This is a genomic window from Bifidobacterium reuteri DSM 23975 (assembly GCF_000741695.1).
Lineage (GTDB): Bacteria > Actinomycetota > Actinomycetes > Actinomycetales > Bifidobacteriaceae > Bifidobacterium > Bifidobacterium reuteri.
This window is the reverse complement of the sequence record NZ_JGZK01000020.1, coordinates 20,827-30,231: the sequence shown is the minus strand read 5'-3', so window position 1 is coordinate 30,231 and position 9,405 is coordinate 20,827. Positions and strand designations below refer to the sequence as shown.

Below are 9,405 nucleotides of genomic sequence, written 5' to 3'. Positions count from 1 at the left end.
TGGCTGCATGGCGACGCCCCGGCTGTGCGCCTGAATCCGCTCTGGAACAGCTTGACGCCGACGAGCGGTCGGCCATAGAACGCCGGGCTGCACGGCTCTCCGTCAAGCTGCTCGTGCCCACGGGACTGTGCTTTCTGCCGGCGTTCATCAGTGGTGGGGGTGATTCCCGTCGATGGTATCTTTCATCAGCTGACTGCGGAAGCCCCTGCGACGGTGTCCCTATGTTGGCCCCTCTGGATGAGGGGCTGTCAGCGTAGCTGACTGGGGGAGAGACTGGAACGACTGTGTTGTGTGTTTCTCTCCCTCACCCGGCTGTCGCCGGGAGCTCCCTCATCAGAGGGAGCCAGCATTGTGCTGTCCTGACAAGGGAAGCCTCCAATGTACTCAACGAATCAATGACGCGGGATACTAGCTGCCTATTGCGCTGGTGATTGCTGAGCGCAAAGAACCGCAATAATCGGATGCTCTGGGTTCTTAGCGACGTAAATTCTCGGAATAATCCCATTGCGCGAGAATTTCGTGCGCTGACGAGCTCTCAGTGATGTAAATTCTCGACGTAGCCATTTTCCTCGAGAATTTCCGTCACTGAGAGGGCTTGCAAGTCACGGTGCGCAGCGGCGGTAACCCATACCCCCATACGGAATATGCTGGTGTGTTCGTAAGCAACGTGCTCACGAGCACACCAGCATGCTAAGCGGCTTATTCCCGAGTGGTAATCAGGACGCTAAGTCCCGATTACCACTTCAATGCCGGTCGCTTCGAATCAGTGCGTGGTCTTATATTCCGACGCCCAACCATCCACGAAGGCGGACGCGACCGTATCCCAGTCGCCGGTGCCCTGCGCATACTCAAGCATCGCATTGCCGAGGCTCATCACCCACTGCGTGCTCGGCAAAGGATAGATCACGATATCGTAATTGCCCTTGACTGCGTAGGCGTCGTTGGCGCGATGAATTGGATTCGTGGTCTTGTATCCGTTTTCTGCATATGACTTGAACGGTGTCTCGAATCCCATCTCGTCGGTGACCAACTTGCGTGCATCATCGTTTTGCAGGATGTAGTCCAAGAACTGACGGGTCGCCTGCTGATCCTTTTCGGAAGCGTTCTTGTTCATCGCAAAGTACAGGAAGCTGACTGTCAGGCCGGCCTTCTCCTCGCCTTCAGTGCCAATATAAATCGGCAGCACGCCCATGTCCTCGTCAGGTACGTTCTGATCCTTGATCTGCGAGTAACCCCACGTGCCGTTCTGCAGGAACACGGCCTCGCCAAGCGCGAATTCCGAATTGGCGTCATCCATGGTGGCGCTCGAAAGCTGGCTGGCCGGCGTGGTCGAATCAGTGATATACAGGTCGAAGATCTTCTTGAAGTTCGGAATGTACGTGTCGGAGATTGTGGCCGGAAGCTGCGTCACGCCCTGATCGCGATACTCGTAATACACCGGCACGTGCGCGAGCTGATCGCCGAACCGCTTGATCGAACTCGTATCGAAGCCCGCTGACGTAAACGCGCCCTTGATACCGAGGTCATCTTTATGCGCCTGGATCTCGTCAGCCACGGTCTTCAGCGTATCGAAGTTGTTGATCGTCTCAACGTCCTTCACGCTTGACCAGCTGGCATCGAAATACTTCTGCAGCAAGGCCTTGTTGTAGATGATGCCATACCGCTCCATCACGTACGGCACAGCGCCAATTTCATCGCCATTCTTCATGGCGTAGTCCTGCTTGGTGAGGTCCTTGTACATGTTCGTATCGGACATGTCTGCGTAGTAATCGGTCCAATTGAGGAAGTCGTTGTTATCCACATCGAATACGGTTGGCGCTTCAGATTTGGCGAGCTCGCTCTTCAGCGTCTGTTCGTATGTGTCAGACGATGCCGTGGCGACATCCACTTCGATGCCGGTCTCCGCGGTGAAATTATCCGCAAGCTCACGAATCTGATCAGCCTGCTCTACTTTCATGCTCAGGAAGTAGACGTGACCCTTATCTGCATTGGAGTTGCCGGAACCGCACCCGGCGATCAATCCCAGAGACAGACCGGCCGCTGCCATTGCGGCAGTTGCTTTGATAATCTTCTTCATGGTTTCCCTCCTATGGAATGCCATAACTTCGTTGTTGTTGCAATACAGGGCGGGGGAGCGGACATCATCATTGCACAAGTCGTGCCCGCTGACCGCGCGTAGGTTGGAGGCCCGCCGCCGGTCTCACCCGGCGGCGTTCACATGGTATACGGATGAATCACAAGCGAACGTATCGGTTCGCAGACATATGGTGGTGACTGTGCCTCACACCTCCTTGAGACCGCGGGCAATGGTCGCATTCGTGACGGTGAGTGTGCCGTCGGTGACGAACATGCTTAATGCGTCACCGGGATGCTGGTACATGCGCGCGTTGAGCGCGACGCCGTTGACGTACAGCGTGGCGATGGTGTCGTCCACGATGAGCTGAATATGATATTCACGCCCGGCAGCCAGCTCGATCGGCCGCTCCAGTCCGATATTCATGCAATTGAACCACGGGAAGTTCGGGCTTCCTTCGAATACGTAACGATGCTCACCTATCGGGAAGATGAACTGATAGCCACGCTCGCTTGCCTCATCGCGGTAGACGCGGAGGCCGAAGGATCGCGTTCCCTCGCTGAACGAGACGTCCGCTTCAAACGAATACAGGTCTCCGCAACCCTCGGCCAGCACGGCGTTACGGCGAGCGTCAGTACCGTCGATTACCGCATTCGTCACGATTTGCTCGCGTTCGTTGAACGCGTCCCAGACCGTGTCGGGAATGCGCACGCCGAGTGTGCCGTCGGCGCGCTGGTAGACCTCATGAGGGACGAAGGTGCCAGCCCATTCGAAGTTCTTTGCGTCATCGCAGTCTTCCTTGGTGGCAACCCAGCCGAAGAGGATTCGCCGTCCTCCCAGTTCGAAGGTTCGTCCGGCATAATAGGCGCTGCCGTCAAACGCGTCGTCATCGGGGGCGATCCATGGGCCGTCGAGACTCTTGGCCATGCGATACACCATCTTGTGTCGATCGCTGTATTCTGTGACGATGTGATACCACCAGTCGCCCATCTTGAACAGATCGGGCATCTCGTGCATCGTGTACAGGTTCGGAGCCCAGAAGTCGCCTTCGAACGTCCAGTTCTTGAGGTCTTTGGACGTGAACTTCACCGTGCGGCCGGTCTGCTGCGTTTTCGATCCAATCTTACGGGCGCCGAGGATCAGCAGATACTGGTCATGTTCGTCGTCGCGAATAACCCACGGGTCGCGCCAATCGTCTGGGTCGTAGCCTTCTTGTGGAGTGAAGGTGATGGCGTCCTGTGTTTTCGTCCAGTGGTACAGATCGTCGCTGACTGCGTGCATCAGCACCTGCGCCGGCTTGCCCTGCTGGGGATAATCGCGGTTATATCCGGTGTAGAAGATGTGGTACTGCCCTTCTCCTTCGAATACCGATCCTGCGAATATGAACTGATCCTGCTCATCGTCTCCGCCGCGCGGCACGGCAACGCCGCAATCCTTGTAATGCACGAAATCAGAGGTGGTGGCCAGGTCCCAGCCGAACGGCTCACCGAATGGTTCCGGATTGCGATTGTCCCGTTGATGATACAGAAAGAACTCATTGCCTTTGCCGAATGGCATGCAATCACCGAACCACGTGCCGGGGAATTGGTAGTACAGCTTTGGCATGATCATCACTCCTATAGTCGGCTGACGACCGCTCGCCGATTGCGCTGTGGCCGGGTTGCCGGACTTGTGTGCAGTCTGGTGGCGAACGGTATCCTGACTGTTCCCAACGCGCAACTCCGCGCATCAGAAACATGCTTTATTGTGTTGTCCTGATTTAATTTAAGCGCTTAAGCATTTAAGCGATTAAGCAATATGATAAACACTCAAAACAGACCTGTCAAGCCATGACGCAAACCCTCGTGGATGGCGCGTGTCTCGTGCCTCTGACTATCCGCGATAGGTGCGGATAGAATCGCGCATCACTGAAGGGCAGTTCACCAGCAATGGCTCAAAGCAGTGGGGCTTGCTATCTTCGACGCGATCGGTCTCGTTGCCGTCGTAATCAACGTCGGGCGCCTTATCCAGCGTCAGCAACGAGCGTACGCCTAATACGCCAAGGTCATATTGCGGCAGTCCGACCGTCGTGAGTGCGGGATGCAGGTGTGCGGAAATGACCTCCTGATTATCGAATCCGACGATCGACAAATCGTCGGGCACGCGCAAGCCTCGCTCGCGAAGCGCGTCGTACAAACCCATGGCAGTGCGGTCGTTATGGCAGAACACTGCCGTGGCGCCGGTCTTCAGCACTGCGTCGGCCGCTCCGTAACCGCCTTCCTGGTCGGCTGTTGCGTCAACGACCATTGCGGGGTCGTATGCCAATCCATGTGCGGCAAGTGCCTGACGATACCCTTCGAGTCGGCCGACCGATGCAGGTGATGCGGTTGGTTCGTTCACAAACGCAACACGACGATGCCCCGCCTGCAGCAACAATTCAGTCGCTGACTGTCCGCCTTGCACTTCATTAGGTACCACGGCAGGGAATCGGCCCGATTCATCAAAGCAGTTCACCAATACGGACGTGGTGCGTTCCAGCTCGTCGGGAGGCGTAATGGCGCGATGCACCCAGCTCGAATAGATGATCCCCTCAACCTGATGCTCAAGCATGAACGAAAAGGCTTTTCGCTCAATGGTCGCATTGCCGTCAGTATCGACTACCAGTAGGATTTTGCCGTTGCGCCATGCTTCGTCCTGTGCGCCTTGAATAACTCGTCCGGCGAATGGAGATGTGGCGACACCATCGCTGATGAAACCGATCAAATCGGACTTGCCGCGCGCGAGACTGCGGGCAAACGCGTTGGAATGGTACCCGAGACGTTCGGCGACGTTGCGGACTTTGCGACGGGTGTTTTCGGGAATGCGTACGTTCTTGTTGTCGTTGATCGCCCATGATGCGGTGGCGGTGGAGACTCCAGCCGCCTTGGCGACGTCCTGCAGTGTGACTTTGCCCATGCGCTATTGCCTTTGCGGGGACGTGGTGCTGGATGTGCCGGACGGGACGGACGCGGCCGACGGAGCGGATGCGTCCGACACGTCCGGCGGGGCGACGTATGCGGCGAATACGCGCTCGAGAATCGGCACATGCAGCATGAGCACCGATCCGTAGCCGAGGACTATCAGCAGGAACAGGCCTTGCGGCATGTAGACCCATGAGGCGACGAGCAGGCCAAGGAAGATCGCGTCGATCGTAACCAATACCAATGTGGCGCCGATGCGTGAGACGCCGAAGATGAACGCGTTCGCCAGTACCCCACCGAAGGAGTTCTCGAAGCGCGCCTGCAACGCCCACACCCATTCGAACCCGATGATCCACACCAATGTCAGACCGATCTTGGGGATGAGCAGCGGCGTGATCTGCAACACCACCCATGAATACACGAGGCCGGCTCCCGTGGCGCCGAAAATGATCCATAGCCCAGTGGCCTTGAGGAAATTCGCGCGGAATGCCTTGAAATAGTTCGCGGTGACATGACCTTCCGCGATTGCCACGCGCCGCGCGGCATCGTGTCCGGCCGTGAGCGCCGCGCCGATGGTGATCAGTGGAATGCTGGTGATGATCATGAGCAGGTTGATCCAGATGGCATCTACGGTATTGCTCAGTCCGCGCATGAATGCGGAATCCGGAGACATAAAGCCCATGATTCATCTCCTTGAGGGGCGGGCGGATGGATACACGTCATTGTAGCGGGCGTGGCCCACGGGGAATCGCCTGTTTGCCGATTCATGCACAGTACCTTGGCAACGTATTCACCAGAGCTGCAATCAGAGGGTATGAGAAAACGCTTGAAATATCAAATAATCCCCGGCAACACGCCGATTATGTACATGATTGCATCGCGTGATATCGTTGTCATCAACGCTTACGGTAACGAGTCGCTGAGCATAGTTCAGCGGCCCCTTTGAGAAGAACAGATCGCCGGACATAGATGTTCGGTATATGCGGAAGGAGCATAACGCCGATGAGCACCATGAACATGAAGAGAATCCTCGCCGCGGGCGTTGCGGTCGTCACCATGTTCAGCCTCGCCGCCTGCGGAAGCACTGCGGCTGATCCGAATAAGGGTCATGTTTATTTCTTGAATAGCAAATCTGAAATTGTTGACCAGTTGGAGCAGCTTGCCGCTGATTACACTGCAGAAACCGGAGTGCAGGTAGAGGTCCAGAGTGCCACCTCCGGCACTTATGAGTCCACGCTGACCTCCGAACTGGCCAAGTCCAACGCTCCGACCATGTTCACCATCGCCGGCTACGACGAGTTTGCCAAGTACCAGAAGTATACGGCCCCCCTGCAGGACACCGACGTGTACAAGCTGCTCAACGACGAAGGCAAAGCCAACTCGCATAAGGTCGGTGACAACGCCTACACCCTGCCGTATGCGGCCGAGTGGTACGGCATCATCTACAACAAGAAGATCGTCAACGAATACGCCAAGAAGGACTACGCGGTCATCAAATCCGCAGACGACATCAAGGATTACGATACGCTCAAGAGCGTCATCGAAGACATGCAGAAGCACAAGGATGACCTTGGTCTTCAAGCTGCAATTGCGACTCCGGCTCTTGACCCATCTGCAACGTACCGTCTCGTGGCGCACATGACCCGACTGCCGCTCTTCTATGAGTACCGCGACGACAACACTACGTTCACCACTGATCTCAAGGGCACCTATCTTCCGAACTACAAGGATCTGTTTGATCTGGAGTTGAAGAACAGCCCGACCGAATCCACCATGCTTACTGCCAAGACCTATGACGATGTCAGTGCTGAATTCGCGCTTGGCGATGTCGCATTCTATCCAAATGGTGTGTGGTCGTACAGCCAGATCAAGGACAACAATGTGGCTGACGAGGATCTCGGTATGCTTCCTTATTGGATGGGAATCCCGGGCGAAGAGGATTATGGCCCGGCTTCTGTATACGACGCTTCTTGGGCGGTAAACGTGAACGCTACGGAGAAGGATAAGCAGGCCACACTTGACTTCATCAAGTGGCTTGTCTCTTCGGATGAGGGTAAGGAAACTTTGTCCAAGGAGATGGGCTTCTCTGTTCCGTTCACTACGTTCGGCGATGACAATCAGCCGGATAACCCATTGACCGTCGCAGCTCGTGCGTACGACAAGGAAGGCAAGCCATCTGTCCGCAGCTTTACTGTGCCAAGCCAGCAGTGGCAGGACAATATGACCAATGCACTGACTGATTACGCTCAGGGCAACGGAGACTGGAGCGCATTCGAGAAGGCTTTCGTCGATGGATGGAAGTCCGAATGGGCCAACAATGAAAAGGTCCTCGGCATGCTGCCGGAATCCAAGGCATTCGACGCGCAGTAGCCAGTAGCCAGTAGCGTACGAGCACTGCGCTCGGCGCCATGCGTCGCGTCGGTTTCACGCAGCACAATAATGGTGCGTGAGGCCGACGCGATTGCAGTAATTATGTACGAACGTACACCATATAATAAATGGCGATATACGCCATAAGGAGGGAACCCATGACCGCGAATAACAAGCGCGATGACTGGTGGAAGCAAGCTGTCGTCTATCAGGTTTATCCGCGTAGCTTCAAAGACGCCAACGGTGACGGACTTGGCGACATCGCAGGCGTCACCGAGAAAATCCCCTATCTCAAGGCGCTCGGCGTCGACGCCATCTGGCTGAGCCCGTTCTACCCCTCCGACCTGGCGGACGGCGGCTACGACGTCATCGACTATCGCAACGTCGATCCGCGTCTGGGAACCATGGACGACTTCGACGCCATGGTCGCTGCCGCGCACGAAGCCGGCATCAAAGTCATCGTCGATATCGTGCCGAACCATACCGCCGACAAGCACGTCTTCTTCCAGGAGGCGCTGGCTGCAGGACCCGGATCGCCCGAACGTGACCGCTACATCTTCCGCGACGGCCGTGGCGAGCATGGCGAGCTGCCGCCGAACGATTGGATTTCCCTGTTCGGCGGTCCGGCGTGGGAACAGGTACCCGACGGCCAGTGGTACCTGCACATCTTCGCCAAGCAGCAGCCGGACGTCAATTGGAACAACCCGGACATCCACGAAGAGTTCAAGAAGACCCTGCGCTTCTGGTCCGACCACGGCACCGACGGTTTCCGCATCGATGTGGCGCATGGCTTGGCCAAGGACCTTGAATCCACGCCGCTTGACCAGATGGACCCCCTGGCCGTGCAGCACGGCCTCTGCCACGACTTCACGAGCCCGCTCTGGGACCGCCGGGAAGTGCACGACATCTACCGCGAATGGCGCGAGGTGTTCAACGAGTACAACCCGCCGCGATTCGCCGTCGGCGAGGCATGGGTCGTGCCGGAACACCAGCATCTGTACGCGAGCACCGATGAGCTCGGCCAGGTGTTCAACTTCGAATTCGCCGAAGCGAACTGGGATGTGGACGCGATGCGCGCGGCAATCCTCGCAGGTCTGCGCTCCGCCGAGGAAACGCACGATTCGACGACGACCTGGGTGATGAGCAACCATGACGTGCCGCGTCACGTTTCGCGTTACGGTCTGCCGCAGGTGCCCGCCTCGTCGCATCACCAGCTCGCCAAGGACTGGCTGCTGCGCGACGGCACCAGCTACTTCGAAGATCGCGAGCTCGGCACCAAGCGTGCGCGCGCGGCGATTCTGATGGAGCTCGGCCTGCCCGGTTCGGTGTACATCTATCAGGGCGAGGAACTCGGTCTGCCTGAAGTGGCGGACATCCCGTGGGATCGTCTCGAGGATCCGACCCCGTTCTTCACCCGTGAACGGTTCATCGAAAAGGGCCGCGACGGTTGCCGCGTGCCTCTGCCGTGGGTCGCCGCCGACGTGCCTGCACCCGCTGATTGGAACGAGGGATTCGGCACCGGGGCATCGTTCGGATTCTCTCCGGCGACGAAGGCCGACGGCTCGGCCAGCGTGGACCCGCATCTGCCGCAGCCGCTGTGGTACAAGGATTATGCCGCCGACGCTGAAGCTGCGGATGACGCGTCGATGCTGAACCTGTATCGGACCACATTGACTCTGCGCGCTTCGCTGCTCACCGCAACCGCCGATACTGCGGATTGCGCGGCCATCGATGCCGGACATGACGTGATCGCGTACTCCCGCCCCAGCACGGACGGACGCCGTTTCGCCAGCTACACCAATTTCGGTGCGGCGGCGGTGACGCTGCCCGCCGGCGAGGTCGTGCTCGCCTCCGGCGATCTGACCGCTGACGGCGCGCTGCCGCAGGACACCACGGTGTGGATCCTGCTCGACTAGTTCTTCCTTCTCCTCTTTTTCCCTCCGCGGCTTCCCGGGTCTTCCCGGGAAGCCGCTTTTGTATGCCTAGAGATAGTGATCTGTCTCGCCATTTTCTAAGCGGATT

At 57.5% G+C, this 9,405-nt stretch carries 6 protein-coding genes and 1 pseudogene; 3 read left to right on the top strand and 4 right to left on the bottom strand.

Going from position 1 to position 9,405, the window contains the following annotated elements; genetic code table 11:
- Positions 1-183: pseudogene (locus tag BREU_RS12480) on the top strand (hypothetical protein); the annotation flags it as partial.
- A gap of 580 nt (positions 184-763) precedes the next feature.
- Here BREU_RS12480 and BREU_RS10580 read toward each other — a convergent pair.
- The 4 genes from BREU_RS10580 to BREU_RS10565 all read right to left on the bottom strand — a co-directional run bounded on the left by BREU_RS10580 (position 764) and on the right by BREU_RS10565 (position 5,695).
- Entirely contained in the window at positions 764-2,077 is a 1,314-nt protein-coding gene (locus BREU_RS10580) for an ABC transporter substrate-binding protein (RefSeq protein WP_044089232.1), read from the bottom strand.
- A 204-nt stretch (positions 2,078-2,281) separates the two neighbouring features.
- Positions 2,282-3,685, bottom strand: a complete 1,404-nt coding sequence (locus tag BREU_RS10575; protein ID WP_238567079.1) for a glycoside hydrolase family 32 protein — start codon at positions 3,683-3,685, stop codon at positions 2,282-2,284.
- Positions 3,686-3,946: 261 nt separating this feature from the next.
- On the bottom strand, positions 3,947-5,008 hold the full coding sequence (locus tag BREU_RS10570) for a LacI family DNA-binding transcriptional regulator (protein WP_044089231.1): 1,062 nt from the start codon (positions 5,006-5,008) through the stop codon (positions 3,947-3,949).
- Between the two features lie 3 nt (positions 5,009-5,011).
- Positions 5,012-5,695 carry a DUF624 domain-containing protein gene (locus tag BREU_RS10565; protein ID WP_044089230.1) on the bottom strand — a complete coding sequence of 228 codons (684 nt, stop codon included), beginning with the start codon at positions 5,693-5,695 and terminating at the stop codon, positions 5,012-5,014.
- Positions 5,696-6,015: 320 nt separating this feature from the next.
- Between BREU_RS10565 and BREU_RS10560 the strand changes: the two genes are divergently transcribed.
- Positions 6,016-7,383 (top strand): ABC transporter substrate-binding protein, encoded by a 1,368-nt coding sequence (locus tag BREU_RS10560; RefSeq protein WP_238567078.1) that lies wholly within the window; start codon positions 6,016-6,018, stop codon positions 7,381-7,383.
- Positions 7,384-7,541: 158 nt separating this feature from the next.
- Positions 7,542-9,299, top strand: coding sequence for a glycoside hydrolase family 13 protein (locus BREU_RS10555; protein ID WP_044089229.1), 1,758 nt, complete (start codon positions 7,542-7,544; stop codon positions 9,297-9,299).
- Positions 9,300-9,405: the final 106 nt, after the last annotated feature.

Coding starts and splice junctions, on each gene's coding strand:
- BREU_RS10575 (WP_238567079.1), bottom strand. CDS start 3,685: ATGATCATGCCAAAGCTGTACTACCAATTCCCCGGCACGTGGTTCGGT.
- BREU_RS10555 (WP_044089229.1), top strand. CDS start 7,542: ATGACCGCGAATAACAAGCGCGATGACTGGTGGAAGCAAGCTGTCGTC.
- BREU_RS10565 (WP_044089230.1), bottom strand. CDS start 5,695: ATGGGCTTTATGTCTCCGGATTCCGCATTCATGCGCGGACTGAGCAAT.
- BREU_RS10570 (WP_044089231.1), bottom strand. CDS start 5,008: ATGGGCAAAGTCACACTGCAGGACGTCGCCAAGGCGGCTGGAGTCTCC.
- BREU_RS10580 (WP_044089232.1), bottom strand. CDS start 2,077: ATGAAGAAGATTATCAAAGCAACTGCCGCAATGGCAGCGGCCGGTCTG.
- BREU_RS10560 (WP_238567078.1), top strand. CDS start 6,016: ATGAGCACCATGAACATGAAGAGAATCCTCGCCGCGGGCGTTGCGGTC.